The sequence below is a fragment of the Polynucleobacter sp. P1-05-14 genome, assembly GCF_018881675.1.
In the GTDB taxonomy this organism is placed as follows: Bacteria; Pseudomonadota; Gammaproteobacteria; order Burkholderiales; family Burkholderiaceae; genus Polynucleobacter.
Window position 1 is genome coordinate 213,057 of record NZ_JACVPV010000001.1, and the last position, 22,566, is coordinate 235,622.

A 22,566-nucleotide genomic window follows, 5' to 3' on the forward strand; every position below is an offset into this window, starting at 1 on the left:
ACCATCCGCAATATGAATGAAAAATTAGACCGTCTTTTAGACCATCTTGATACTTTTTTACCGAAGCCCCTGACTGAGGAACAGTGGAAATCTTCTACTGCATATAGATGGCGTCGACGTGATAGTATTTTTGGCAGCATTGGGTTTTTGCAGCCCGTCAAGTACGTTGCAGATATTACTTTTGAGGATTTACAAAATATCGATCGTCAGCGTGATGCCATCCGCGATAACACCAAAAACTTTATTCAGAAAAAGCCAGCTAATAATATTTTGTTGACTGGTGCCAGGGGAACTGGAAAGTCCTCGCTGATCAAAGCGAGCTTGCATGAGTTTGCGATCCAAGGCTTGCGCCTGGTTGAGGTTGAGAAGGAGCATTTGGCCGATTTAGCTGACATTACTGAGCTTTTGGCTGAGCGTCCAGAGCGCTTTATTATTTTTTGCGATGACCTCTCGTTTGAGGATGGTGAATCTGGCTATAAGGCTATGAAATCAGCTTTAGACGGCTCTGTCTCCGCGCAAGTCGACAATATTTTGATTTATGCCACCTCTAATCGTCGCCATTTATTACCTGAGTATATGAAGGATAACGAGACCTACGTTCATAACGATGATGGTGAAATTCATCCTGGTGAAGTGGTCGAAGAAAAAATTTCTTTATCAGAGCGCTTTGGTCTTTGGTTATCTTTTTATCCACCAAAACAAGATGAGTATTTGGCGATCGTGACGCATTGGTTGCAGCATTTTGGTTTAAGTGCTGCGCAAATTGAAGTGGCGCGTTCAGAAGCTTTGGTCTGGGCATTGGAGCGTGGCTCACGCTCTGGTCGTGTTGCTTGGCAATTTGCTAAGCATTGGGCAGGTTCAAAATCTTAAGATTTTTTGATGAGTGAAATCAATCGTCCAGTTACTGAAGTGGCAGCAGGAATCTTGCTGGATTCTGAAGGGCGCTATCTTTTAGGGCAGAGACCTGAAGGCAAACCCTACGCTGGTTACTGGGAGGTTCCGGGTGGGAAAATCGAAAAAGGGGAAACTGTTTTCGAGGCGCTAAAGCGTGAACTTCAAGAAGAGCTCGGCATTGATATTCAATCTAGTGAAGAGCTTACCGTTCTGGAGCATGATTACCCCCATGCCTATGTTCGCTTACATGTGAGCATTATTCGCGATTGGAGAGGAGTTCCCAAAGGTTGTGAGAATCAAGCCTTATCGTGGGAGTTACTTGCTGCCGAAAAGCCTAGTGTTGAACCCTTATTACCGGCCGCCTGGCCCATGCTGGAAAGGCTAAGAGCCCTTTTGACTTAAAACTGGCAGAGGGTGAGTTTGAATGGCACGTCAGCATTTACTAACTGTGCTTTTTTATCGCGTTCGGACTTTAAGAAGCGAACTGAGAGTAAATATTTATTTGCGCTAATTTCAGAAAACAAAGCATCGTCTTCTACGGCAATGCGCATTAACTGATACACCTTGCCCGATGGAGCTTGCTGAAAAGATCCATTGTGTGCGACCACATCTTTAGCCTCACCTGATTGACGTAACAGTCGTAAAAATAATTGGCATGCCTCATGCCATGGCAAGAGTGGCCCAACATATTTTTCAAGCAATTCACGCCGCTCAGATGATGGACTATTTTTCCAGGCATGATAACTAGGCAAATCAATTGGACTGGTGCCACCTGGAATATTTAATCTGGTGCGAATCGCATTTAACCATTCACTTTCTGTAATCACAGAGTTGGGTCTGCCTGTTGATTGATTAATACTGCTAGCAACGGAATCAATTTCTGAGAGAGTTTGTGTCAGCGCCTCTTGATCAACCTTTTGTGACGACTTCAATCCATTAAGTGCATATTTTTGACGCTCAAATTCTTTGAGTAGTAAAGACTTGATGTCACCGCGTGCACCGATGTCACCAAGATCAAACAAAACAGAGATGGCATTGTGGTGCAACTCTGGGTCATCAGAGCGGACAAAGTGGTTAAAGCGGGCGAACAAATACTCCAGTCGAAGCATGCTTCGAACTAATTCGTTAAAGGGGTATTCGTAAACAATCACAAGCCCATATTCTATGACGAACTGGTGCGATCTTTCTGAATCTGTAAGATTTTTTCGTTCAACTTTAAAACTTCAGTTTTTAAGTTCTCAGGAGAGCCCTGATTCTCAATGACCATATCCGCCCTGGCAATACGCTCTTCTCTGCTGGCTTGAGCCTTCAGAATTCTCTCTACCTCGTTTTTGGGTAATTTGCTGCGCTGCATCACTCGTTCAATTTGAGTTTCCTCTGGGCAGTCCACTACGACGAGGTAATCCAGAAGGAGTGCCCAATTACCTGATTCAATCAACAGGGGCACTACAAAAACAAGGTAAGGAACCTTTTTTTCTATCAGCCGTTTGGTTTGCCGAATGGATTCTTCCCTTATGAGGGGGTGGGTGATTGCTTCTAAAGATTGCCTAGCTACCGGCTCGGAAAATACTAGACTACGCATCTTGACTCTATCTAAAGCCCCGCTTGAGTCAATAAACTCAGAGCCAAACTGCTTTTGAATGAAGGGGATAGCCACTCCATTTGGGGCGGTGATCTGATGGGCGATGAGATCAGTGTCGACAATGCCCGCACCCAGTTGAGCGAGCTGATCGCTCACGGCAGTTTTTCCTGAGCCAATACCTCCAGTAAGACCTACAAAGGGTACATGCCCTTTTAGGATGTCTAGACCGGCTTGCTCAGAAGAAGAGTTTGTAGGGTTTGTGGCCATAACAACTCAATGATGCCAGCAATAGCCAGGAAAGGGCCAAACGGAAAAGCTGAGCGATGATTTTGTTTATTCCATTGCAGCCAAATAATGCCGCCAATCAGTCCGGTCAGGGAAGCCATTAGCAAAATACTGGGTAATGCAAACCAGCCAAGCCAAGCGCCCAAGGCTGCCAATAGTTTGGCATCACCCATTCCAACCCCATCTTGCTTTTTGACTATCCGATAAAGAAGATTGAGGAGCCAAAGACAGGTGTAGCCTAGGATCGCTCCAATGATTGCGTCTTGAAAAGAAATGAAGCGTTGATTTGAAAGGCTATTAAACAAGAGGCCCAGCAAGATGAGCGGTAAGGTGATGACATCAGGCAAACGAAAGGTGCGCAAATCGTAATACGCTAAGTACACCAAGATCGCTATCAGGCATATTCGGATCCAGTCGAGCAAGACAAAATTACCCATTAAACAATCTGTCCTAGGTTAAAGATGGGGAGATATAAGATTATGACCAGACTTCCAATAATGAGTCCAACGATAATGATTAACAAGGGCTCCAAGCTTTGGCTTAGGGTATTTAAGCGATTGCTTAATTGAGAGCCCAATATCGATGCGCGCTTTTGTAGCATTTCAGCGAGCGCACCACTTTCAGACCCTATTCGTAAGAGCTGCAATGTTTCCTGATCAAATAGCAGTCGTTTGGGATCTGCTTTTGTTATGGCATCTCCGAGTGACCAGCCACGGGTGAGGTGTTTGAATATATCAGCGCTGAAATCATGGCTGAGCCAGTGGTTGGATGATTGTGCGGTAACCCTCAATGCATCTGGAAGGGGTAATCCAGACTTTAGGAGATGACCTAATGTCCGGCACCAGTAGGTCAGGGTGGCCAATCTCAGGAGCTGGCCAATGATGGGTATAGAGAAGCTCAGTCGATCACAATATTTTTGAATTTTGGGAATCCTAGACCAAGCAAGGCTAAAGAGCGCAGCAAAGCCAAAGAGGGCTATCACTATTTCAAGGTAAAACGCTTCAAACCATGAGGATGCTTGAATTAACACTTTAGTCGGGGCTGGCAACTCGGCTTGAAAATGAGCAAAAACATCCTTAAAGACGGGCACAACCCAAATCATCATCACTATCACTAGAAGGCAAGAGCTAGTAAGAGTGATGGCGGGATAACTCATTGCCTGTTGAATTTTTCGACGCAATTCAATTTGGGCTTCAAGTTGCTGGCAAATGGTTTTTAGCGCCAGATGAAAGTCGCCAGTACGCTCACTGACGCGTATGAGATTAATAAATTCCATAGAAAATAGATTTTCTTGGGCGCGCAAGCATTGAGAAAAACTTTCACCTTTTTTGAGCTGGGTGTGAATGTTAGTCACCCAATGAATCCAGGCCTTTGGGGCGGTTGAATAAATGAGTTCAATCGCATTGAGGAGCGGTAGGCCTGCCTCTAGCAATGTTACTAGTTGCTCGGCAAAATGAAGTTGGTTCTGCTTGCTTAATGTCATGTGCCCACTTCTGCATTTAGGGCTGCTTGATTAATAAGGCCTGATTGCATATGAATTAATCCGGCATCTCGCATGCTAAGGTATGAAGTAGACGAGTTAAACAAATGGGTTTTGCTTAGTACTTCATGAACCCCAATGCGCCCAAGGTAGCCACTGCCTTTGCAGAATGAACATGGCACGTTATTTTTGATCTTAAATCCAAGACATTGAGCGCAGGTTTTACGAACGAGACGCTGTGAGCTGACGCTTAAGAGACAGGACTCCAGAGATTGTTGATCTACTCCTAGATGGCCAAGTCTAGGAACTGCTCCACAAGCATTGCGGGTATGCAAGGTGCTGAGAACAAGATGCCCAGTTTGAGCCGCCTGAATAGCAAGCTGAGCTGTAGCGGCATCACGGATTTCTCCAATCATGATGACATCCGGATCTTGTCGAAGAAGGGCGCGAATGATCGTTGCAAAATCCAACCCTGCCCGCGGGTGATAGGCCACCTGGTTGACTCCAGCAAGACGAATTTCAATGGGATCTTCTATTGAGCAAAGATTGCGATGATTTTGATTGAGCTGACGCAGGCAGCTATAGAGCGTTCGAGTCTTGCCGCTCCCAGTCGGCCCAGTCACTAAAATCAGCCCGTTGGATTGAGCAAGGGCTTGTTGAAATATCTCGAGTTGTTCCGAGAGCAGGCCAATGTCTTGAAGATCAAGCTCCTCTACGCAACTGGGCAGTATGCGAACAACCGCCTTCTCTCCATGAAGAGTTGGCAAGATTGAAACCCGGCAATCAATATTGGGCTTAGAAAAGTTATGGCCAATGCAAAGCCGTCCATCTTGCGGCAGGCGTTTTTCTGCAATATCTAAGCGCGCCAGAACTTTGATGCGTGTGATGAGGCGGTCATGAAATTCAATCGGGTAATGCGACTGTATTTGTAGCAGGCCATCGACCCGAATACGAATGAGTGTGGCTTGGACTCCAGCCTCTATATGAATATCACTCGCTCGAGCATCTAGGGCATATGTAGCGATTTCATACCAAGTGCGAATGATCAGTGAGTCATCAGCGTTAACGCTCAATCTTGTTCTGGAGTCCGAATGGCGGGACGATAAAGCTTCACTGTTTTAACACTATGCTCGTCAAATTGAACAATTTCCATGACGATGCCAGCAATGCGAATGCTGACATCATGATCGGGGATGGCCTCGAGTTTTTCGAGAATGAGTCCATTTAAGGTGCGCGGACCATTTAAAGGGAGGCTAAGGTTGAGTAAGCGATTCAGATCTCGTAGTGAGGCACCACCTGTTGCTAGATAGGTTCCATTGGGGAGCCAATGAGGATCAGTTGAGAGGTTGGAGAAAGAGGTCGTGAATTCCCCAATAAGTTCTTCGACGATATCTTCAAAAGTGACTAGTCCCAGAACTTCGCCATATTCATTTACAACCAAACTTAAGCGTTGTTGGTTATCTTGGAAAAATTGCATTTGCTGCAATACAGGGGTGCTACTCGGGATGAAGTAAGGCTCATTTAATAACACCTTAAAGTCTTCATGCTCAAGGTCGGTGTCACCTAGCAGAGTCAAGGCCTTTTTGACAGAAAGGATTCCGACAATACGTTCAGAGTCACCATCACAAACGGGTAATTTATTGTGATAGCAAGTCTCCAATTGTTGGACTACTTCATTAATAGGTCTTGAGAGATCCAAAACTTCAATCTTGGACCTGGGTGTCATCACATCATCAACAGTAATGTTTTCTAAATTGAATAAGTTGAGCAGGATGTTGCGATGATGATTGGAGACAAAACGATTTGACTCCAAAACGAGGCTGCGTAACTCTTCTTTACTCATAGCCCTGCTATCAGAAGAGGATTGCAGGCCAGATACTTTCATAAGACCAGAAACAAAGTTATTGATAAACCAAAGCAGCGGTTTCAATACAAAAGTCAGGGGCAAAATAAACCAGCCAACATTGGAGGCAATCTTTTCTGGAAAAGCGGCACCAATGACCTTCGGGGTAATCTCGCTAAAAATAATGATGAGTAGGGCAACAACTAAAGTAGCAATTGAGAGTACGAGACCACTATCACCAAAAATATGCAGAGCAATCCCCGTAACCAGAATAGGAAGAACGGTATTGATCAGGTTGTTCGAAATCAGCAGCACCGATAATAAGGAGTCAATACGCTTTAGGAGTCTGTCAGCTAGCGCTGCACCTGCATTGCCACCATTGGCCATTGCACGTAGACGGTGACGATTGGAGGACAGCATGCTGGTTTCTGCCATCGAGAAAAAGCCAGAGAGTGCAAGTAAAAATAGGACTAGAGCAACTTGGCCATAAAGCGGCCAATCGTCAAAAAAGGTGTCCATGAGGTCTGCCTGAAAAAAGTAAGGATGAGTCAATATAGCAAAGTGGCATTTCTCAAGCTATAGCCATGGAATAAATATCTGTCATCCCTCTTGTTTATTTATGTGAGAATCACTTGATATGGCTTCCATACCAACCCCTTTGAGCTCAAATGGCGCTAACTACTGTGTTATTGCGGCGCCTTTTGGATGTCTGGGCATTTCGACGGAAATGGTGGAGGGTAGCCTAATGCTTTCTAGAATGGATTATTTGCCAGCCAATACGGTTTTAATCGCTCCACAGAATCAGCTGGCTAAAGAGGTTGCGCGGCAGTGCATGGCTTACTTTCAGGATCCTCATTGGCAATTTGACTTACCCATAAAACCCGCGGGTACTGAGCACCAAAGAAAAGTGTGGACTAGTATCCAAGACATACCTGCTGGAAAAACAAGAACCTATGGTGATGTAGCTAAAAAGATCAAGAGTGGGGCGCGTGCAGTAGGCACAGCGTGCGGTGCCAATCCCTACCCCTTAATTGCACCATGCCATCGAGTCGTGTCAGCCCAAGGTATTGGTGGCTTTATGAAAGAAAACTCCCCAGGTCTGTATCGCCAAATTAAGCTCTGGCTTTTAAAGCATGAAGGCGCTTTGTAGGTTTGCTTATTTAGCGAGTGATCTGCTACTAAGGTTGAAAAAAATCTTCATCACCATATCGCTTTTAACGGCCCACTTTGTAAAGCCGTAGAAACTCATGACAGTGTTTCTAGAAAGTTTTACTTCATCTTTACTGTCGAATTCTTTACGATCTGCAACCTTTGACAGAGTCATTACCGCCAAACCAAAAGCCAAAAAGCAGAATCGTCTCATACCCTGTTCCTGTTTAGGAATCAACAGAATGTAATGCAGAGATTCCCGGAGCTTTTCATAGGCAAGCCTGAGAAGTGCTTCATGACTAACATTGATTGGCTTCCAGGAGACCCCGCGGGCCTTATCCTCTGGTGAGTCTTTAAGAATATTGGTCATTTGTAGTGCTTGACCAAATGCAATTGCCAAATTTTCATGCCCCGCCATTTTTTCTTTGAGGGCCTGGGAATGGTTGCTAAAGATGGTTGTTAGCAGTTCGCCAACTACCCCTGCCACGACATAGCAATATTGTTCAAACTCAGCAAGATCTTGAAGGCCGGCTTGGTTTTGTCTTCCATGGAAGCACGACATTCCTTCAGACATGATGGAAACGCAACGACTGACTGCTGCTTGATCCTGGGTAGAGCAGGTATGCAAAATTCGCAGAACAGTGGGTGTATGAGAAATTAAATCCAACTCATCTTGATTGCTGTAATTTTTTAATGCGTTGAGGCAGGGTGCAACAAATGCCTCAACTGGAGCCCTCTCAAGCACTGCATCCAAAAACAGCGCCGAAAGAGCTTGCTTGCTCTGTGGGCTTAAATCTGCGGCATCCTCAATAGTGTCAACAATGCGGCATAGCAAATAGGTGTTGCCGACTACCTTTTCGATACTTGGTGGTAGAAGTGGGATGGTAAGGGCAAAAGTACGCGAGACAGATCCCAAAATATCCTTTTGGTAGGCCAGATCGGCTGATGGACTCAATGTCGGGGATTGTTCGGGTGTTCTCACTCTTGAATTATGTCAGACCAATGCTCAACGTGGAGTGATCCAAATGGGTACTTTTTGCTAACTACCAAAAGTGACATAGCCATATAATTTCATCAAATTTCACAAGGAGTATTTGGGCGTGCTAATTTGGTTTGTCATTATTTACTGGGTTATCTCGGTCGGCATTGGCTTATGGGCAGCCCTAAGAGTCAAAAATACTGCTGACTTTGCTGCGGCTGGCCATAGCCTACCTTTGCCCATTGTTACCGCCACTGTATTTGCAACCTGGTTTGGCTCTGAAACCGTTTTAGGAATTCCGGCCACTTTTTTAAAAGAAGGATTGGGGGGAGTGGTTGCAGATCCCTTTGGTTCCTCTCTTTGTTTAATTTTGGTGGGACTGTTTTTTGCTCGCCATCTTTATAACCGTCGCATGCTCACCATCGGTGATTTTTTTCGCGAGAAGTATGGCCGCACAGTTGAGGTTTTAGTCACTCTTTGTATTGTTGTTTCTTACTTGGGTTGGGTTGCTGCACAAATTAAAGCTCTAGGATTGGTATTTAATGTTGTCTCTGAAGGAAGCTTTTCTCAGACGGGCGGCATGATGATTGGTGCTGCTAGTGTATTGATTTACACCTTATTTGGCGGGATGTGGTCGGTTGCTATTACGGACTTCATTCAGATGATCATTATTGTGGTCGGCATGCTCTATATCGGTGGTGAGATGACCTCGCAGACTGGCGGTATTGGTGTGGTGATTGAGCATGCAGCCGCCGGTGGCCAATTTAGTAACTTCTGGCCAGATATGAATTTAGCTTCGATCTTGGGCTTCGTTGCTGCCTTATGCACCATGATGTTGGGATCTATTCCGCAGCAAGATGTCTTTCAGCGAATTACCTCATCTAAGAATGTGAACATTGCTGTCCAAGCAGCTTTGCTAGGCGGAGTGCTCTATTTTATTTTTGCATTTGTACCCATGTATTTGGCTTACTCGGCAACCTTGATTAGTCCGGATTTGGTCAAGGAATACCTCACCACTGATCCACAGATGATCTTGCCTAAGTTGATTCTGAACCACGCACCTCTTATTGCCCAGGTGATGTTCTTTGGTGCACTCCTCTCAGCCATTAAGAGTTGTGCCAGCGCTACCTTATTAGCGCCATCGGTAACGTTTGCTGAAAATATTGTGCGAGGTTTTTTCAAACATTTATCTGATCATGATTTGTTAAAGGTCATGCGGATTACGGTTTTATGTTTTGCTGTAGTGGTCACTTTCTTTGCGGTGAACTCGGAGCTGTCTATTTTTAAGATGGTGGAGAGTGCCTATAAAGTGACTCTAGTTGCCGCATTTGTGCCATTAGCGTTTGGGGTTTATTGGCCTAGAGCGAACTCCTTGGGCGGATTATTGGCCGTCGTTGGAGGCTTAACGATTTGGATCAGTTGTGAGACTTTGGCTCCGAATGCCATATTGCCGCCCCAATTAGCCGGTCTATTTGCTAGCATCGCAGGCATGATTTTAGGTAGCCTCGTACCGAAAGACTCATTAAAGGCTGTTTAGAGCATGATCTGCTTAAAAATGATGCAACTAAGAATATATTGCACCGCAAAATGATCTCCTCTAATATGACAGTAATACAAAATTTTTTATTCTTATGGAGTTCCTATGAAAATCTGTGTGATCGGCGGGGGTGGCGCTATTGGCGGTTACTTAGCTGTCATGTTGGCGCGAGCGGGCAATGAGGTAACGGTTGTTGCGCGCGGTGCTACTTTGGCCGCAATTAAAGAGCGTGGCCTAGCTTTAATTATGGATGACCAACCAGAGCCTTTGGTTGCCCAAGTTAAAGCGGTGGAAAAAATTGGTGATGCCGAGACTCCTGATGTTGTGATTCTTGCGGTGAAGGCTCATCAAGTAGAGCCGATCATTGATGATTTGGCGGCCATTATGGGTCCCGAAACTATTTTGATCCCAATGCAGAACGGAATTCCTTGGTGGTATTTCCAGAAGTTGAGCGGTGAATATCAAGATCATTCAGTGGAAACAGTGGATGCTGGTGGTATCGCTAAGAATGCCATTAACCCAAATAACATTATTGGTTGCGTAGTCTATCCAGCAACCTTTACTCAAGCGCCTGGCGTGATTCGTCACGTTGAAGGTAATCGCTTTCCATTGGGTGAGTTGGATGGCACAACGACTGAGCGCATTCAGAAGATATCGGAGATGATGGGCGCAGCTGGATTTAAGTCTCCTATTCTGGATGACATTCGCTCTGAGATCTGGCTCAAACTATGGGGCAATATGACTTTCAATCCAATTAGCTCTTTGACGCATGGAACCTTGGAAGGCATCTGCCAATACCCATTGACCAAAGAGTTGGCTCGCAACATGATGGCCGAAGCGCAGACGATTGCCGAGAAGTTGGGTGTGACTTTCCGTGTGGATATAGAGCGTCGTATCGCTGGTGCTGAAAAAGTCGGTAAACACAAAACTTCCATGTTGCAAGACCTGGAAGCGGGTCGTAGCTTAGAGATTGATGCTTTATTGGGGTCAGTGATTGAGCTGGGCAAGATCACCCAAACCCCAACACCTTGCTTGAATACCGTATTTGCTTTGACTAAGTACTTGGATGAAAACGTCCAGGCCTCTAAAGGTAGCTTGGCATTGCCATCAGTATCAGGCTACTAAAAAAGTAAAGTTTCTTGAAACAAAAAACCCTTGCTACTGAACATAGCAAGGGTTTTTTTGTGGGGATAGAAATTATTCGAAGCGATTATCTAGTTGGCCAACCCCATCAATAATGATGCTGACATTGCTACCAGGTTTCATGGAGCCCACACCAACGGAAGTGCCACAGGCAATGATGTCTCCAGCTTCAAGCGGCACATCCTGGGAAATCAGACTCACTAATTTTGCGGGCGGGAAAATCATGTCCGCAATCGGATAGTTTTGACGCTCTTGATCATTGAGAATGGTTTTGATCGTTAGCTTACTCGGATCTACATCGGTAGTGATGTAAGGGCCGAATACGCCAAAGGTATTAAAACTCTTAGAGCGAGTCCACTGTGCATAACCAGGGTCGCGGTTCAGGATTTCAATCGCGGTAACATCATTAATGCAGGTATAGCCAAAGATGGCTTGAGCCGCTTCCGCCTCATCGACCTCATGACAGCGCTTGCCAATCACAATGCCAAGCTCTCCTTCATAAACAACTTTTCCAGAATAGGACTTGGGGGTACGAATCACTTGGTTGGCGGCTAAGAAGGAGTTATTTCCCTTTAGAAAGTACAAAGGCTCTGCAGGTACGGCATGCTCAAGCTTCGTTACCAGTGCATGGAAGTTGTCGACCATGGCAACCATCTTGGAAGGAGCGCATGGGATATCAATCGTTACATCAGCCAGCTTGAGTGTTTCGCCTGTGGCCTTGGGTCCTTTAAATAAGTCACCCTCATACACTGCGATTTGGTCGCCCTGTACTTGTCCTAAACCACTTTTTCCTTGATGCTGAAATCTAAGCCACTGAGCCATAATGAGTTCCTATGAGATTAAATATTTGATATGCAATATCTTACAGGGATGGATTGATGTCTAAGATTTCTGAACTCATATTTGCACCAGAACGGGATCAGCCGATTCGCTATATAGAGCGCACCCGCAGCTACTACTTGGGTTTAGGCTATGAGAATCCGTATGTATGGGCTCACTATATTGATGTACCATTTACTCCGCTGAAAAAACCACTTGCGCAATCTGTTTTGGGTCTCATTACTACGGCCGTTCCTCATGACTCCAGTAAAGGACATCAAGGCCAAGGCGCTCCTTACAATGCTGCAGCCAAGTTTTATCAGCCCTATCAACAGTCGATCGAAGGAAGTATCGATTTACGAATTGCCCATGTGGGGGTTGATCGCAAGAATGCCAATATGGAAGATAGCCATTGTTGGTTCCCGCTGGACGCCGCTAAACGAGCGGTTGCATCTGGAAGAATAGGTGGGCTTTCAGAAAACTTCTATGGCTTGCCGACCAATCGAAGTCAGCGCCACACATTAGAGATTGATGCCCCCGCGTTTTAGAGATGATAAAAGCCGACGGTGTCAATGTAGTGGCATTAATTCCGAACTGCCCAATATGTCATCAGAGCCAAAGTTTATTAGCGCGTTACTTAGATGCTGCAGGCATTTCAACAGTCGTGATGGGCGCCGCTAAAGACATTGTTGAATATTGTGGGGTGCCACGACTAATCTTTAGTGATTTTCCGTTAGGTAATGCGGCTGCAAAACCAAATGATGTGCCTTCTCAGGATTTGAATTTTGAGTTGGCATTACGGCTTTTGGAGTCTGCTCCTGCAGCCCGCACAACGGTTCAATCACCATTGGTATGGTCAGAAGATCCTTCGTGGAAACTAGATTATTCCAATCTAGAGCAGTTATCACCGCCAGAAATTGCACGTTTGCGTGAAGAGGTGGAACAGGTCCGAATGACTGCGCGTGAACTCAGATTAAATACTTTGGGATCTTAAGTTTGCCTCGTAAGAGAGTAGGCACACAGAGCTTCCAGCGCAGCACTGGCTTCATTTGATGGGAAGTCTTTTAGGCAGGCTAAGGCCAGGTCGGCCTCACGCTTGGCTGCTGCTTGTGTGTAATCTAGAGCGCCAGAGTTTTGGACGGCGGCAAGGATTTGTGCAAACACATCATCTGGTAAATCTTGGTTTTGTTCAATTGCTGCGCGCACTAAAAGACGTTCTTCATTACTACCGTTTTCTAGCAAGTAAATCAGTGGCAGCGTAAGCTTACCTTCGCGTAAATCATCCCCGGCATTTTTTCCCATCTGTGCAGCATTAGCGGTGTAGTCCAGTAAGTCATCCATTAACTGAAAAGCCGTACCGATGTGACGTCCAAATGCAGCAGCTTGTTCGCGTTGCGTATCGGAGGCGTTGGCTAGGATGGCGCCAAGCTCAGTAGAGGCTTCAAAAAGCTTGGCCGTTTTATAGCGAATGACCTGTAAATAACTTGCTTCATCTACTTCTGGGTCATTCATATTGAGAAGTTGCAAAACTTCGCCTTCGGCAATCGTGTTGGTTGCGTCTGACAAAATTTGCATGACTCGAAGGTCGTTTGGGCCAACCATCATTTGGAAGGCTCGGGAATATAAGAAGTCGCCCACTAAAACACTGGCAGCATTGCCAAAAGCGGCATTGGCAGTCTCGCGACCTCTTCTCAGGGTAGATTCATCAACTACATCATCATGAAGCAGGGTAGCGGTGTGGATGAATTCAACTACAGCCGACATTTCCAGGGTGTGGGGTGTTTCTTTGCCATTGGCGAGGGCTTTGGCCACCAACATCAACAGGGCGGGCCTGACCCGCTTGCCGCCAGCCTGGATGATATAGCTCGAGATTTGGTCAATTAAGGCAACTTTTGATGCTAAACGCTGACGGATAACCTCGTCTAAGGCCTTGAAATCTAAGGCAATTGGGGCCAGAATTTGGCTTAAGTCATTGGTTTTGACAGTGCTCGTCATGCAAGATATAATAATGGGCTTAGCTGGTCCAGGGTGGATTAGCTTAAATGTAGATATTAATTGAGGTTTCAAACCATGTACGCGGTCATAAAAACCGGTGGCAAACAATATAAAGTTGCTGCAGGCGAAAAATTGAAAATAGAACAGATACCAGCGGAAATCGGCAGCGAAATCACTCTTGACCAAGTCCTCGCCGTTGGCGAAGGCGCTTCACTGAAATTAGGTGATCCATTGGTTAATGGTGCAGCTGTGATGGCCACTGTCGTCTCCCAGGGACGTCACGATAAAGTGACAATCTTTAAGATGCGCCGTCGCAAGCATTATCAAAAGCACCAAGGCCATCGTCAGAATTTCACTGAAATTTTGATCAACACGATTAAAGCCTAATTCAGGGTAGGAGAAAGATATGGCACAGAAAAAAGGCGGCGGCTCAACACGAAATGGCCGCGACTCAGAATCGAAACGCTTAGGCGTTAAGGTATTTGGCGGCGAGCATATTAATGCTGGCAGCATCATCATTCGTCAACGTGGCACACGTGTTCATCCAGGTGCTAACGTTGGTATTGGCAAGGATCACACTTTGTTCGCCTTGATTGACGGACAAGTGGAATTCGGCGTTAAGGGTGCTTTGAAGAAGGCCCAAGTTTCAGTCTTGCCTCGTTCATAAGGTAGCCTGACTGAGACACGTTTGATTCAGATTTATTCCGAATTTAACTCTTAGGAACAGGCCTCGCTAAGCGAGGCCTTTTTTATTCATGAAATTTATAGACGAAGCACGTATTGAAGTGATAGCCGGGCAAGGTGGCGCCGGGAGTGCCTCTATGCGCCGCGAAAAGTTCATTGAATTTGGCGGGCCTGATGGTGGTGACGGCGGCAAGGGCGGTAGCGTCTGGGCAATAGCCGATCGCAATATCAACACACTGATTGATTACCGCTACGCAAAAACGCATACCGCAAAAAATGGTGAGCCTGGTCGTGGCGCTGACTGCTATGGTCGCGCTGGCGATGATATCGAGTTGCGGATGCCGGTTGGCACAATCATTGCCGACTATGAAACTGGTGAACCCATTGCTGACTTAACTACCCATGGTGAGCGCTTATGTTTGGCGCAGGGCGGTGTTGGTGGTTGGGGCAATATTCACTTTAAGAGTAGTACGAATAGGGCGCCACGTCAAAAGACGAATGGCAAAGAAGGCGAACGTCGTAAGCTTAAGCTTGAATTAAAAGTATTGGCTGACGTCGGTTTATTGGGTATGCCTAATGCGGGTAAATCTACCCTGATTACTGCAGTTTCGAATGCTCGTCCAAAGATTGCGGATTATCCATTCACCACTTTGCATCCAAATTTGGGTGTAGTGCGTGTGGGAGCTGAACGCAGTTTTGTGATCGCTGATATTCCTGGTTTGATTGAAGGCGCGGCTGAAGGCGCTGGTCTGGGTCATCGCTTCTTGCGCCATTTACAACGTACAGGCGTATTGCTGCATTTGGTTGATATTGCTCCATTTGATGCAAATGTTGATCCAGTGGCAGATGCTGTAGCGATTGTGAATGAATTGCGTAAGTACGACGAAGCTTTGGTTGAGAAGCCGCGTTGGCTAGTCTTAAATAAAGTGGACATGATTCCAGAAGAAGATCGCAAGAAAGTCGTTGCTGACTTTATAAAGCGCTTTAAATGGAAAGGCCCCGTCTTCGAGATCTCAGCCTTAACAGGCTTGGGTTGCGACAAGCTTTGCTATTCTTTGCAGGATTATTTGGATTCTGTACGTCGTGACCGAGATGATGCGGATGAGCGCGCTCAAGATCCGCGTTATCAAGATCAGCTAGAAGATAAAAAACCAGATTAAACATTTCATTCGCCTTTTGCTATGAACGCTAAAAAAACTCAACGGATTGTTGTCAAAGTAGGATCTAGCCTAGTCACCAATAATGGTGAAGGCTTGGATCATGCTGCGATTGCAATGTGGGCTGAGCAAATGGCTGGGCTATTAAAGGCAGGTCATGAGGTGTTGATGGTGAGCTCAGGCGCTATTGCTGAAGGCATGCAGCGTCTGGGTTGGACTAAGCGCCCACAAGAAATTCACCAACTACAAGCCGCTGCTGCAGTCGGTCAGATGGGTTTGGTTCAGGTTTATGAAAGCTGTTTTGCGCGCTTCAATCTCCGTAGCGCTCAGGTCTTGCTGACTAATGCAGACTTAGCTGATGCTGAACGGAATGCCAATGCCAGAGCTACCCTCGATACTTTGTTGAAGTTGGGTGTAGTTCCCATCATTAATGAGAATGACACAGTAGTAACCGATGAAATTAAGTTTGGTGACAACGACAGCCTTGCCGCTTTAGTAACCAATTTAATTCATGCAGATCTTTTGGTGATTTTGACTGATCAAGGCGGTCTGTTTACTGCAGATCCACGTCAAAATCCAAATGCCACCTTGCTTGCAGACGCTGTTGCGGGAGATCCTGCTTTAGAAAAAATGGCGGGTGGTGCCGCTAGTGAGCTCAGTAAGGGCGGTATGTTGACTAAGGTACTGGCAGCAAAGATTGCCGTACAAACCGGCGCAGCTACCGTGATTGCCTCTGGGCGCGAACCTCATGTGCTTACTCGCCTAATGGCGGGCGAGAAAATTGGGACCTATTTGGCCCCAGCCCCAAATAATCTTTAATTGACTACGCCAAAGGAATTAGTTGGTTTTGTTTGACCAGTGAATCCATTGGGGTTGAGCGATTTAAGAATCGTATTGATATTTTTTTCTTGAGAGCTGAAATTACAAAAAGCTCCTTGTGCTAAAGCTGCTTGATAGCGATTGGGTACGTTGCTTTGAATATTGCGCCAAGTAGACAAGGGATTCTCTTTCCAGGCGCCATTTTCTAAAGTGCCATAAAGCCGCCACTGAAATGAATCACAACGAATGCCTTCATATTGAGTCTGCACGCTACCGCTTGGACTTGTGAGCACGACAATATAGCGAGTCACTCCATCGGCACCAATCAGAATAGAGTCAGTATCTACGGCAAATTTAAAGATGGTGTGCTGAGAAACATAAAAAGGCAGTAAGGTAGCCTGGTTCGGTGGGCTTAAGGGCATAGTAGTTGTACCCTCCTTAAATACCATGGGTGCAAATGGATCTTCGCCACTAATGAGGGCATCTCCGCCGCATGCAGATAATGCAATGCCGAAGATTGCGGTGCAGCAAGAGAGATACAGGCGCTTCAGAGAAATAGTCATGTGGATTGATCGTTTGGGTTGTCGTCTTTCGGATGTTCGTGAGAGCCACCGTAAAAAGACTGAATTAAATCAAGAGGGGATCCCCAGGCAAGTTGCTGCATACGCATGCCACGGGATAAGAAACGCGCTAATTCTGAAAGCGCAAGTTGATAAACTTCACGTTTAAAGCCAATGACTGCATCTAGTTGAATCCAGAAGGGTACCCAGCGCCAGGCATCGAATTCGGGGTGTTCTGAAGCGCGTAGTTGGATATCGCTATCTAGACCTACGAGACGCAAGAGAAACCAAATTTGTTTTTGACCGCGGTATGCTGCTCTATGGACCCGAGTGGCATGTTGGCGGCGCAAGTATTCCTCAGGGACGTCGTAGCGAAGCCAATCCCTGGTGCGTCCAATAATTTGGACATGCTCCGGCAGTAAGCCAACCTCCTCTTGCAATTCGCGGTACATAGCCTGTTCAGGGCTTTCACCATGCTGAATCCCGCCCTGCGGGAACTGCCACGAATGCTGCCCAACGCGTTTTCCCCAGAAAACCTCGTTACGGCTGTTGAGGAGGACAATGCCGACATTCGGGCGATACCCTTCACGGTCAAGCATGATCGTGCCTCAAATCCTTTAAAATCAACGATTTGATTATATCCATACATGAAAGCCTCACAATCATTTCTCGCCACGCTAAAAGAAGCCCCCTCCGACGCTGAGGTGGTTTCGCACAAACTCATGGTACGTGCAGGTTTAATTCGTAAGCTCAGCGCAGGCATTTACAACTATTTGCCGCTGGGTTTGAAGGTTATCCGCAAAGTAGAAAACATTATTCGTGAGGAAATGAATCGTGCTGGCGCAATTGAATTACTCATGCCAATGATTCAGCCTGCTGAGTTGTGGCAAGAGACTGGTCGTTGGGAAAAAATGGGTCCAGAGTTGCTGCGCATCAAAGATCGCCATGATCGCGATTTTTTGATTCAGCCAACTTCTGAAGAGGTCATTACTGATTTGGCTCGAAATGAGATTAAGAGTTACAAGCAATTGCCAGTGAACTTCTATCAGATACAGACCAAGTTCCGTGATGAGCGTCGCCCTCGTTTTGGCATCATGCGTGGTCGTGAGTTCAGCATGAAGGATGCCTACTCATTTGATCGCGATGTTGAGGGTCTCAAGAAGTCTTATCAAATGATGTTTGATGCTTACACCCGCATCTTTAAGCGTATGGGCCTTCAGTTCCGTGCGGTAACCGCAGATAATGGCGCCATTGGTGGCTCTGGCAGTCAAGAGTTTCATGTGATTGCCGATACTGGTGAAGATGCGATTGTGTATTGCCCTAGCTCTGATTACGCAGCCAATTTAGAGGCGGCCGAGTCTTTAGCTTTAATTTCTACACGTGCCGCTGCAGCTGCTGCGATGGCCAAAGTGCCAACGCCTGACAAGACAAATTGCGCAGATGTAGCAAAGTTCTTAAATATTCCGCTTGAGAGCACAGTGAAGTCACTATTGTTTGCTGCGGATCAGGAAAAAGGTCCAGCTAAGCTATTTATGTTGTTGGTGCGCGGTGACCATGAGCTTAACGAAGTCAAAGCAAGCAAAATTCCGGGTATGGCTGAATCACGTTTTGCTACTGAAGCAGAAATCAAACAAGCCTGTAATGCGCCTGCAGGTTATTTAGGTCCCGTTGGAGTAAGTGCTGACGTGACTGTTGTTGCTGATCGTACGGTCGCTAATATGGCTGACTTTGTCTGTGGCGCCAATGATGCTGGTCATCACTTGACTGGCGTGAACTGGGGCCGTGATTTGCCTGAGCCTTTAGTGTTGGATATTCGTAACGCGGTGATCGGTGATCCTTCGCCGGATGGCAAAGGGGTTGTTGATATTTGCCGCGGCATTGAAGTGGGTCACGTATTTCAATTGGGTACTCGTTATTCAGAAGCAATGGGTTGCACTTACTTGGATCAACAGGGCAAAGCCCAGCCGATGGTGATGGGTTGTTACGGGATCGGCGTTACTCGTTTGCTTGGCGCTGCAATTGAGCAGGGCCATGATGAGAAGGGTATTATCTGGCCGATCTCAATGGCACCCTTCGAGGTGGTCATTTGCCCAATGGGTTACGAGAAATCAGAAGCCGTTAAAGTCGCATGCGATCAGTTGCATGACGAGCTATTAGCAGCTGGCGTTGATGTGATTCTGGATGATCGCAATGAACGCCCAGGCGCGATGTTTGCTGACTGGGAGTTAATTGGAGCACCATTCCGTGTAGTGATTGGTGATCGTGGTTTGGCAGACTCTCAAGTCGAATTTAAGGGCCGCACGGATGCTGAGTCCGAGAACATCCCACTAAATGACATCAAAGCAAAAGTGATTGCTGCAGTTCAAGCAGCGAAGATCTTAGTTAATTAATTATTTCTTAAAGAGCCCGCCAATACCCTTGGCGGCTCCTTTTGCAGCCATGGTGGCCATGGTGCGCGCCATTTTTCCACCCTTGAATTGCTTCATCATGGTTTGCATTTGCTCGAACTGCGCTAGCAGGCGATTGACCTCTTGCACTTCTACGCCAGAGCCGGCGGCAATGCGACGCTTACGACTGGCTTTAAGTAATTCAGGCTTTCTGCGCTCCCGAGGAGTCATGCTATCAATAATGCCACGCATACGCGTAGTTTGTTTATCTGCATTGCTGAGATTTGCTTTGGAGGCGGCTTGTGCCATTTGGCTGGGTAACTTATCCATCAGACTAGCCATGCCACCCATCTTTTGCATTTGCATGAGTTGATCTCTAAAATCCTCTAGATCAAAACCACCTTTAGAAATCTTGCTGGCTAATTTTTCTGCCTTGGCAACGTCAACGTGTTGCTGAGCTTGCTCAACTAGAGCCAGAATATCGCCCATGCCCAGAATGCGATTTGCCATGCGTTCAGCATCAAATGCCTCTAGACCATCCATCTTTTCGGCGACGCCGATAAATTTGAGTGGAACACCAGTTACCTGTCGAACGGAGAGGGCTGCACCACCCCGAGAGTCGCCATCTAACTTAGTCAGGATCACGCCGGTAAGCGGGAGCGCTTCATGGAAGGCTTTAGCAGTATTGACAGCATCTTGACCCAGCATGGCGTCAACTACAAATAGGGTTTCAATTGGATTGAGGCTGGCATGCAAAGTTTTGATTTCTTGCATGAGGGCTTCATCAATACCAAGACGTCCTGCGGTATCCACAATCACCACATCAAAGTAATGGCGGCGTGCCCAATCTAGGGCAGCTACAGCAATGTCATTTGGTTTTTGACTAATGTCGCTCGGAAAAAACTCAGCGCCAACCTGCTTGGTAACAGTTTCTAATTGCTCAATCGCAGCAGGACGATAGACGTCACAAGAAACAGTCAGAACCTTCTTTTTCTTTTTCTCCTTCAACCACTTGGCGAGTTTGCCAACGGATGTCGTTTTACCCGCACCTTGTAAGCCGGCCATCAAGATAACTGCAGGAGGCTGGGTAGCAAGATTGAGTTCGCCGCTTTGATTGGTGTCGCCCATCATGACTTGGGCGAGTTCACGTTGAACTACGCCAACCAGAGCTTGTCCAGGACTGAGGCTCCCAACCACTTCCTCGCCAAGGGCTTTAAATTTGATTTGCTCAAGCAGTGACTTCACTACTGGCAGCGCTACGTCAGCCTCTAGCAAGGCCAAACGGATTTCCCGCAGCATTTCTGCGGTATTGTCTTCAGTGAGGCGGGCTTGGCCCCGCATTGTTTTAACAACGCGTGATAGGCGGTCGGTGAGGTTTTCTAGCATTTATCGATTAGACTTTCCAGATGGATATTTTAGGTTACTCAAGTTACGGATGGCTCCCTTCCGCACTTTATTTAGTGCTTTTGCTGGTTTTGAGCTTCAAAGCCAAGAGCGGCGTGGAGTCTGGACTCTCCAGCACTCTGGTCCAGGCTGCTATTTTTGTGATTTTGGTCATTCATGGGGTGCAATTGCATGACTCCGTCTTTACCCCTCAAGGCTTTGTATTTGGTTTTGCACAGGATTTGTCCTTGATTGCTTGGGTTGGTCTGGCCTTTTATTGGTTTCAATCTTGGTTTTTACCTATCTCAAGCTTACGTTGGATGGCCCTAATGTTTGCGCTCATTTGCGCATTGCTCCCTTCCATTTTTCCAGGGACCCTGCTTTCGCCGAAAGCGGTTTCAGATCCTTGGTTTAAGGGGCACTTCGTGGTGGCTACTGTTTCAGTGGGCTTGCTGAGTCTAGCAGCGATGCATGCCATGCTCATGAGCGTTCAAGATCGCGCATTGCATCGTCAGTTGGCAATCATTCCCAATGGCCGCCTTGCTCACTGGTTAGAGGATTTGCCCCCGCTCATGACAATGGAAAGTCTTTTGTTCAATTTGCTCTATGTTGGTTTTGCACTTCTGAGTTTGACCGTCTTCTCGGGTCTACTCTTTTCGCAAACCTTGTTTGGCAGACCTTTGTTGTTTGATCACAAAACCATTTTTGCTTTGGTTTCCTGGTTTTTGTTTGCTGGTCTTTTGATAGCGCGTTGGCGAGTAGGGCTGCGTGGCAGAGCGGCTATTCGATGGGTATTAAGTGCTTATACCGCTTTGTTGCTTGCATATGTCGGCAGTCGTTTTGTGGTTGAAGTCATTCTGCAGAGAGCTTAACCATTGTTTAAGTGGCTTTTATTATTTGCAGGTGCTGGTCTTTTTTATCTTTGGATTAAGGGTAAGAAGCAAGCGCAGTTCAACGCAGAAAACCCCCCTAAACCTAATAATAAGCCTGAGAGGCCTACTGCGCCTGAGGTAATGGTGCAATGCCAATACTGCAAAGTGCACCTTCCTCAGTCAGAAGCCTTTACTTTTGACGATCGTTTTTATTGCTCCAATGAACATCGCCATATCCTCGATTCAAATGGTTGGGTTGGGGATGCGCAATGGAGAATTTCGCCTAACCAAGACACTAGACCAGAAAATGTTATCCCTGATTTAGTGGTGATTCATCACATCAGTCTTCCCCCAGGCGATTTCAAAAATCAATCATCTAGTCAGCATATAGTCGACTTTTTCCAAAATAAGCTGGACCCAAACAAGCACCCTTATTTTGCGCAGATTGCCGACCAAAAGGTATCCAGTCATTTTTTGATTACCCGCTCTGGAGATTTAATTCAGTTTGTCTCTACACAGAACAAGGCTTGGCACGCTGGTATTTCATCATTTTTTGACAGGGAAAAGTGCAATGACTTTTCGATTGGCATTGAGATGGAGGGAGATGGAGATTCGCCATTCGAGGCTTCTCAGTATCAAGTTTTGGCAAATCTCATTACGAAATTGGCGAGCACTTATCCTCATTTGCAATTTGCGGGACACAGCGACATTGCGCCTGGTCGCAAAACTGATCCTGGAATTTATTTTGACTGGAAAAAGTTCCAAAAAGAGACAGGCATTTCTCCTGAAAAACTACCTTTTGGTCTAAGTTCTCGATAGTCTTATTTTTGTATGTGAGCGTACGCTTACTTTTTTAGCCTTTGTCTAAAACGGGTCAAAAAATCCGCACCAAAATGACCCCAGAATAAGTGGAAAACTTAGTAAAAATACTAATAAATATTTGTCATAAATGGCTTACCAATTATCAAATATTTCCCTATACTTAGTGCCTAATGCGC

26 protein-coding genes are annotated in these 22,566 nt (G+C 46.2%); 14 read left to right on the plus strand and 12 right to left on the minus strand.

The features are described 5' to 3' along the window. Positions 1 to 12: 12 nt before the first annotated feature. Entirely contained in the window at positions 13 to 870 is an 858-nt protein-coding gene (locus ICN37_RS01160) for an ATP-binding protein (RefSeq protein WP_216154372.1), read from the plus strand. Positions 871 to 879: 9 nt separating this feature from the next. Then, entirely contained in the window at positions 880 to 1,296 is a 417-nt protein-coding gene (locus ICN37_RS01165) for an NUDIX domain-containing protein (RefSeq protein ID WP_215321373.1), read from the plus strand. Here ICN37_RS01165 and zapD read toward each other — a convergent pair. The 6 genes from zapD to ICN37_RS01195 are packed head-to-tail and all read right to left on the minus strand — an operon-like array spanning position 1,293 to position 6,603. Continuing rightward, positions 1,293 to 2,045, minus strand: a complete 753-nt coding sequence (gene zapD, locus ICN37_RS01170; RefSeq protein ID WP_215321374.1) for a cell division protein ZapD — start codon at positions 2,043 to 2,045, stop codon at positions 1,293 to 1,295. The two genes, ICN37_RS01165 and zapD, sit on opposite strands and share 4 nt — an antisense overlap. 11 nt (positions 2,046 to 2,056) lie before the next feature. Continuing rightward, positions 2,057 to 2,743, minus strand: a complete 687-nt coding sequence (gene coaE / locus ICN37_RS01175) for a dephospho-CoA kinase (RefSeq protein WP_216154373.1) — start codon at positions 2,741 to 2,743, stop codon at positions 2,057 to 2,059. Beyond that, positions 2,698 to 3,198, minus strand: a complete 501-nt coding sequence (locus ICN37_RS01180; protein WP_216154374.1) for an A24 family peptidase — start codon at positions 3,196 to 3,198, stop codon at positions 2,698 to 2,700. Before ICN37_RS01180 ends, coaE begins: the two co-directional genes overlap by 46 nt. Next, a complete protein-coding gene (locus ICN37_RS01185) occupies positions 3,198 to 4,244 on the minus strand; it encodes a type II secretion system F family protein (protein WP_216154375.1) in 1,047 nt (348 codons plus the stop codon). The genes ICN37_RS01180 and ICN37_RS01185 overlap by 1 nt, the downstream gene beginning before the upstream one ends. Next, positions 4,241 to 5,314: a GspE/PulE family protein gene (locus tag ICN37_RS01190; RefSeq protein WP_216154376.1), complete on the minus strand. Its 1,074-nt coding sequence runs from the start codon at positions 5,312 to 5,314 to the stop codon at positions 4,241 to 4,243. Before ICN37_RS01190 ends, ICN37_RS01185 begins: the two co-directional genes overlap by 4 nt. Then, positions 5,311 to 6,603, minus strand: a complete 1,293-nt coding sequence (locus ICN37_RS01195) for an HlyC/CorC family transporter (RefSeq protein ID WP_215321379.1) — start codon at positions 6,601 to 6,603, stop codon at positions 5,311 to 5,313. Before ICN37_RS01195 ends, ICN37_RS01190 begins: the two co-directional genes overlap by 4 nt. A gap of 118 nt (positions 6,604 to 6,721) precedes the next feature. Between ICN37_RS01195 and ICN37_RS01200 the strand changes: the two genes are divergently transcribed. Then, positions 6,722 to 7,234 carry a methylated-DNA--[protein]-cysteine S-methyltransferase gene (locus ICN37_RS01200; RefSeq protein WP_216154377.1) on the plus strand — a complete coding sequence of 171 codons (513 nt, stop codon included), beginning with the start codon at positions 6,722 to 6,724 and terminating at the stop codon, positions 7,232 to 7,234. A gap of 6 nt (positions 7,235 to 7,240) precedes the next feature. On the opposite strand, the gene ICN37_RS01205 is transcribed toward ICN37_RS01200, so the two are convergent. Next, positions 7,241 to 8,215 (minus strand): squalene/phytoene synthase family protein, encoded by a 975-nt coding sequence (locus ICN37_RS01205; protein ID WP_216154378.1) that lies wholly within the window; start codon positions 8,213 to 8,215, stop codon positions 7,241 to 7,243. Positions 8,216 to 8,333: 118 nt separating this feature from the next. On the opposite strand from ICN37_RS01205, the gene ICN37_RS01210 reads away from it, so the two are divergent. Beyond that, the gene (locus ICN37_RS01210) at positions 8,334 to 9,749 is read left to right on the plus strand and encodes a sodium:solute symporter family protein (RefSeq protein ID WP_216154379.1); all 1,416 of its coding nucleotides are present in this window, start codon (positions 8,334 to 8,336) and stop codon (positions 9,747 to 9,749) included. A gap of 105 nt (positions 9,750 to 9,854) precedes the next feature. After that, positions 9,855 to 10,874, plus strand: a complete 1,020-nt coding sequence (locus ICN37_RS01215; protein WP_215321383.1) for a 2-dehydropantoate 2-reductase — start codon at positions 9,855 to 9,857, stop codon at positions 10,872 to 10,874. Positions 10,875 to 10,946: 72 nt separating this feature from the next. On the opposite strand, the gene ICN37_RS01220 is transcribed toward ICN37_RS01215, so the two are convergent. After that, positions 10,947 to 11,714: a fumarylacetoacetate hydrolase family protein gene (locus ICN37_RS01220; RefSeq protein WP_216154380.1), complete on the minus strand. Its 768-nt coding sequence runs from the start codon at positions 11,712 to 11,714 to the stop codon at positions 10,947 to 10,949. A 56-nt stretch (positions 11,715 to 11,770) separates the two neighbouring features. Between ICN37_RS01220 and ICN37_RS01225 the strand changes: the two genes are divergently transcribed. Together ICN37_RS01225 and ICN37_RS01230 are read left to right on the plus strand one after the other, a co-directional pair. Beyond that, positions 11,771 to 12,259, plus strand: a complete 489-nt coding sequence (locus ICN37_RS01225) for a hypothetical protein (RefSeq protein ID WP_216154381.1) — start codon at positions 11,771 to 11,773, stop codon at positions 12,257 to 12,259. A 2-nt stretch (positions 12,260 to 12,261) separates the two neighbouring features. Continuing rightward, positions 12,262 to 12,705, plus strand: a complete 444-nt coding sequence (locus tag ICN37_RS01230) for a hypothetical protein (RefSeq protein WP_216154382.1) — start codon at positions 12,262 to 12,264, stop codon at positions 12,703 to 12,705. Here the strand turns inward: ICN37_RS01230 and ICN37_RS01235 are convergent. Further along, a complete protein-coding gene (locus ICN37_RS01235; protein ID WP_216154383.1) occupies positions 12,702 to 13,706 on the minus strand; it encodes a polyprenyl synthetase family protein in 1,005 nt (334 codons plus the stop codon). The genes ICN37_RS01230 and ICN37_RS01235 overlap by 4 nt on opposite strands. A gap of 75 nt (positions 13,707 to 13,781) precedes the next feature. Here ICN37_RS01235 and rplU point away from each other — a divergent pair, with 75 nt between their 5' ends. The 4 genes from rplU to proB all read left to right on the plus strand — a co-directional run bounded on the left by rplU (position 13,782) and on the right by proB (position 16,366). Further along, positions 13,782 to 14,093 carry a 50S ribosomal protein L21 gene (rplU, locus tag ICN37_RS01240; protein WP_011902040.1) on the plus strand — a complete coding sequence of 104 codons (312 nt, stop codon included), beginning with the start codon at positions 13,782 to 13,784 and terminating at the stop codon, positions 14,091 to 14,093. A gap of 19 nt (positions 14,094 to 14,112) precedes the next feature. Next, positions 14,113 to 14,373, plus strand: a complete 261-nt coding sequence (rpmA, locus tag ICN37_RS01245; RefSeq protein WP_011902041.1) for a 50S ribosomal protein L27 — start codon at positions 14,113 to 14,115, stop codon at positions 14,371 to 14,373. An 88-nt stretch (positions 14,374 to 14,461) separates the two neighbouring features. Further along, positions 14,462 to 15,550: a GTPase ObgE gene (gene obgE, locus ICN37_RS01250; RefSeq protein ID WP_215321387.1), complete on the plus strand. Its 1,089-nt coding sequence runs from the start codon at positions 14,462 to 14,464 to the stop codon at positions 15,548 to 15,550. 21 nt (positions 15,551 to 15,571) lie between these two features. Beyond that, positions 15,572 to 16,366 (plus strand): glutamate 5-kinase, encoded by a 795-nt coding sequence (proB, locus tag ICN37_RS01255; protein ID WP_215321388.1) that lies wholly within the window; start codon positions 15,572 to 15,574, stop codon positions 16,364 to 16,366. On the opposite strand, the gene ICN37_RS01260 is transcribed toward proB, so the two are convergent. Then, positions 16,363 to 16,929, minus strand: a complete 567-nt coding sequence (locus tag ICN37_RS01260) for a CNP1-like family protein (protein ID WP_215321389.1) — start codon at positions 16,927 to 16,929, stop codon at positions 16,363 to 16,365. The two genes, proB and ICN37_RS01260, sit on opposite strands and share 4 nt — an antisense overlap. Beyond that, entirely contained in the window at positions 16,926 to 17,525 is a 600-nt protein-coding gene (locus ICN37_RS01265) for an RNA pyrophosphohydrolase (RefSeq protein ID WP_215321390.1), read from the minus strand. Before ICN37_RS01265 ends, ICN37_RS01260 begins: the two co-directional genes overlap by 4 nt. 48 nt (positions 17,526 to 17,573) lie before the next feature. Between ICN37_RS01265 and ICN37_RS01270 the strand changes: the two genes are divergently transcribed. Then, entirely contained in the window at positions 17,574 to 19,316 is a 1,743-nt protein-coding gene (locus tag ICN37_RS01270; protein ID WP_216154384.1) for a proline--tRNA ligase, read from the plus strand. On the opposite strand, the gene ffh is transcribed toward ICN37_RS01270, so the two are convergent. Next, entirely contained in the window at positions 19,317 to 20,699 is a 1,383-nt protein-coding gene (ffh, locus tag ICN37_RS01275) for a signal recognition particle protein (protein WP_215321392.1), read from the minus strand. A gap of 20 nt (positions 20,700 to 20,719) precedes the next feature. Here ffh and ICN37_RS01280 point away from each other — a divergent pair, with 20 nt between their 5' ends. Continuing rightward, positions 20,720 to 21,568 carry an inner membrane protein YpjD gene (locus ICN37_RS01280; RefSeq protein WP_215321393.1) on the plus strand — a complete coding sequence of 283 codons (849 nt, stop codon included), beginning with the start codon at positions 20,720 to 20,722 and terminating at the stop codon, positions 21,566 to 21,568. Between the two features lie 3 nt (positions 21,569 to 21,571). Further along, complete coding sequence (ampD, locus tag ICN37_RS01285; RefSeq protein WP_255538430.1) at positions 21,572 to 22,387, plus strand: 1,6-anhydro-N-acetylmuramyl-L-alanine amidase AmpD; 816 nt, start codon at positions 21,572 to 21,574, stop codon at positions 22,385 to 22,387. Positions 22,388 to 22,566 lie beyond the last annotated feature (179 nt).

What these genes read in the sequence shown, in the direction of transcription:
- rplU (WP_011902040.1), top strand. Translation starts at nt 13,782, where the DNA reads ATGTACGCGGTCATAAAAACCGGTGGCAAACAATATAAAGTTGCTGCA.
- ffh (WP_215321392.1), bottom strand. Translation starts at nt 20,699, where the DNA reads ATGCTAGAAAACCTCACCGACCGCCTATCACGCGTTGTTAAAACAATG.
- ICN37_RS01200 (WP_216154377.1), top strand. Translation starts at nt 6,722, where the DNA reads ATGGCTTCCATACCAACCCCTTTGAGCTCAAATGGCGCTAACTACTGT.
- proB (WP_215321388.1), top strand. Translation starts at nt 15,572, where the DNA reads ATGAACGCTAAAAAAACTCAACGGATTGTTGTCAAAGTAGGATCTAGC.
- ICN37_RS01160 (WP_216154372.1), top strand. Translation starts at nt 13, where the DNA reads ATGAATGAAAAATTAGACCGTCTTTTAGACCATCTTGATACTTTTTTA.
- ICN37_RS01235 (WP_216154383.1), bottom strand. Translation starts at nt 13,706, where the DNA reads ATGACGAGCACTGTCAAAACCAATGACTTAAGCCAAATTCTGGCCCCA.
- ICN37_RS01265 (WP_215321390.1), bottom strand. Translation starts at nt 17,525, where the DNA reads ATGCTTGACCGTGAAGGGTATCGCCCGAATGTCGGCATTGTCCTCCTC.
- ICN37_RS01220 (WP_216154380.1), bottom strand. Translation starts at nt 11,714, where the DNA reads ATGGCTCAGTGGCTTAGATTTCAGCATCAAGGAAAAAGTGGTTTAGGA.
- ICN37_RS01165 (WP_215321373.1), top strand. Translation starts at nt 880, where the DNA reads ATGAGTGAAATCAATCGTCCAGTTACTGAAGTGGCAGCAGGAATCTTG.
- coaE (WP_216154373.1), bottom strand. Translation starts at nt 2,743, where the DNA reads ATGGCCACAAACCCTACAAACTCTTCTTCTGAGCAAGCCGGTCTAGAC.
- ICN37_RS01230 (WP_216154382.1), top strand. Translation starts at nt 12,262, where the DNA reads ATGATAAAAGCCGACGGTGTCAATGTAGTGGCATTAATTCCGAACTGC.
- ICN37_RS01185 (WP_216154375.1), bottom strand. Translation starts at nt 4,244, where the DNA reads ATGACATTAAGCAAGCAGAACCAACTTCATTTTGCCGAGCAACTAGTA.
- ICN37_RS01270 (WP_216154384.1), top strand. Translation starts at nt 17,574, where the DNA reads ATGAAAGCCTCACAATCATTTCTCGCCACGCTAAAAGAAGCCCCCTCC.
- ICN37_RS01260 (WP_215321389.1), bottom strand. Translation starts at nt 16,929, where the DNA reads ATGACTATTTCTCTGAAGCGCCTGTATCTCTCTTGCTGCACCGCAATC.
- ICN37_RS01280 (WP_215321393.1), top strand. Translation starts at nt 20,720, where the DNA reads ATGGATATTTTAGGTTACTCAAGTTACGGATGGCTCCCTTCCGCACTT.
- ICN37_RS01195 (WP_215321379.1), bottom strand. Translation starts at nt 6,603, where the DNA reads ATGGACACCTTTTTTGACGATTGGCCGCTTTATGGCCAAGTTGCTCTA.
- ICN37_RS01225 (WP_216154381.1), top strand. Translation starts at nt 11,771, where the DNA reads ATGTCTAAGATTTCTGAACTCATATTTGCACCAGAACGGGATCAGCCG.
- rpmA (WP_011902041.1), top strand. Translation starts at nt 14,113, where the DNA reads ATGGCACAGAAAAAAGGCGGCGGCTCAACACGAAATGGCCGCGACTCA.
- ICN37_RS01215 (WP_215321383.1), top strand. Translation starts at nt 9,855, where the DNA reads ATGAAAATCTGTGTGATCGGCGGGGGTGGCGCTATTGGCGGTTACTTA.
- obgE (WP_215321387.1), top strand. Translation starts at nt 14,462, where the DNA reads ATGAAATTTATAGACGAAGCACGTATTGAAGTGATAGCCGGGCAAGGT.
- ICN37_RS01180 (WP_216154374.1), bottom strand. Translation starts at nt 3,198, where the DNA reads ATGGGTAATTTTGTCTTGCTCGACTGGATCCGAATATGCCTGATAGCG.